Source organism: Candidatus Binatia bacterium (genome assembly GCA_026415395.1).
Lineage (GTDB): Bacteria > Desulfobacterota > Binatia > HRBIN30 > HRBIN30 > HRBIN30.
The window spans coordinates 1-1,586 of the sequence record JAOAHD010000011.1 but is presented as its reverse complement, the minus strand read 5'-3'; the positions used below and the strand labels follow the sequence as shown (position 1 = coordinate 1,586).

Below are 1,586 nucleotides of genomic sequence, written 5' to 3'. Positions count from 1 at the left end.
TTCCTTGATGAGCCTGTGGATGCCAAACTGCGGATCCACGTCCACGAGCAGGTGCACGTGATCGGGCATGACTTCGAGCTCGATCAGCTCGGCCTGGCGAGCAGCACAAACCCGCCGCACGATTGCCTTGAGCGCCTCGTCATGTGGCCCGTCGGTGATCAGCCGACGCATGACGCGGGGTATTCGCTTCGGGAGTGACAAGGCTCCGTCTGATAACGGGGCCCAAGAAAAAAGGCCAGGACGTGTGTCCTGGCCTTGGGGGTTAAAGCGGGCGCTGTCTTAGGCGACAAGCCCGTTCACTTGCGGGTTGACTCCCCTTTTTTAGGCGCTCAGGCGTTGGTAGACAACTTCGCCGTTGCTCATGTGCCCCAGTTTCTTGAGCGGCTCGCCGAAGCACGTGTGGGCGACTTCATAAAAGCGTTGCCCGATCTGATCGATCCAGTGATCTCGTAGGACTTCAAAGCCGGGCGCGCTGTAGTAGGTGGCATCTTTGGGCACAACCCACATGGAGACCAGCCCCATGTACTCGGACACCCCTATATAGCAAAAGGCGTTCTCAAGAAGCGCCCGGTCCTCGCGGCCAATCCACTTGTCGCAGGTTTGCAGAGAAGCAAAGACCTCTTGCATTTGCGACTGGAAGTCCTTGATGTAGTAGTCCCATTCGGACTGGATGTCCTGGGGACCGCAGTGGTCTTCGTGCGCCCCGCAGTGCGGGCAGCAGTCGACCGATTGCTCGTTCTCCTCGTCGTACTCGACCTCACCCTCTCGGGCCAGGCGCGAGTCGTACTCGTCGAACGTCTTGCCACACGCCGAACAGCAAAACTCACCCAGGTTCAAATGGCTGTACGCCACGTGCACAGCGCCGGAAGCGTAAGAAACGGAACGAGCCATGGTTTTCTCCCAAAAGAAGCCAAGGAAGGGATTTGCCGGATGGCAAATCCTGTGGAATGCGCCGCGGGATGCGGCGCTTGTTCGCAAGGAGATGCCAGGCGGGCGACTGATAACATCGCCCTGGGAGAGGAAACGGGCAATCCGTTGCGCGTCAGGCCGCGGCACGACCGGCCGGGATGATCGAGCTCAAGAGGCGCGGGTCCGCAGGGCCTTGGCTTTGAGGTGCTCCGGCGAGGGCAGATCCATCCAGCCCGCGCAGGCCTGCTTGACCTGGTGCGCGGCAAGCCCGAGCCGCTGAGTGTGCCGCAGGCCATCAACGAAGTCTGGTCGATGGACTTCATGCACGACCAGCTGCAAGACGGACGCAGCATCCGGCTGCATATCGACCTCTGCCGCATCGGCATGGCAAATAAAATGGGCGCTACGCATGCGTCCATTTTAATTGAATTCGGCCGCGTCCGCAAGGGGCCGCCTTAGCCCAACACGTGTTCGACCCGAATTTGCGGCGCAATTGTCTCATTCCAGCGGTCGGGCAGCAGCTTCCATGCCAACAGGGGCTCTATGCCGTTTCCTGTGGAGAAACCAGACTCCGCAGACGATGACGGAGCTGCTGCAATGGGTGTCGTTGCAGTCTGAGTGAGGTGCCGACCATGAAGGTGTCCGTTGAAACCCTGTTCACCACGGCTCTGGGCCTG

Annotated in this window: 3 protein-coding genes and 1 pseudogene; 1 reads left to right on the top strand and 3 read right to left on the bottom strand. The window is 60.1% G+C overall.

What is annotated here, in order from left to right; genetic code table 11:
* A pseudogene (locus N3C12_11225) lies at positions 1-162 on the bottom strand (transposase).
* A 159-nt stretch (positions 163-321) separates the two neighbouring features.
* The gene (locus tag N3C12_11220; protein MCX8073008.1) at positions 322-891 is read right to left on the bottom strand and encodes a hypothetical protein; all 570 of its coding nucleotides are present in this window, start codon (positions 889-891) and stop codon (positions 322-324) included.
* A 222-nt stretch (positions 892-1,113) separates the two neighbouring features.
* Here N3C12_11220 and N3C12_11215 point away from each other — a divergent pair, with 222 nt between their 5' ends.
* Positions 1,114-1,368 (top strand): hypothetical protein, encoded by a 255-nt coding sequence (locus N3C12_11215; GenBank protein MCX8073007.1) that lies wholly within the window; start codon positions 1,114-1,116, stop codon positions 1,366-1,368.
* Here N3C12_11215 and N3C12_11210 read toward each other — a convergent pair.
* A partial coding sequence (locus N3C12_11210; protein MCX8073006.1) for a hypothetical protein occupies positions 1,365-1,586 on the bottom strand: 222 nt, incomplete at its 5' end. The genes N3C12_11215 and N3C12_11210 overlap by 4 nt on opposite strands.

Coding starts and splice junctions, on each gene's coding strand:
- N3C12_11220 (MCX8073008.1), bottom strand. CDS start 891: ATGGCTCGTTCCGTTTCTTACGCTTCCGGCGCTGTGCACGTGGCGTAC.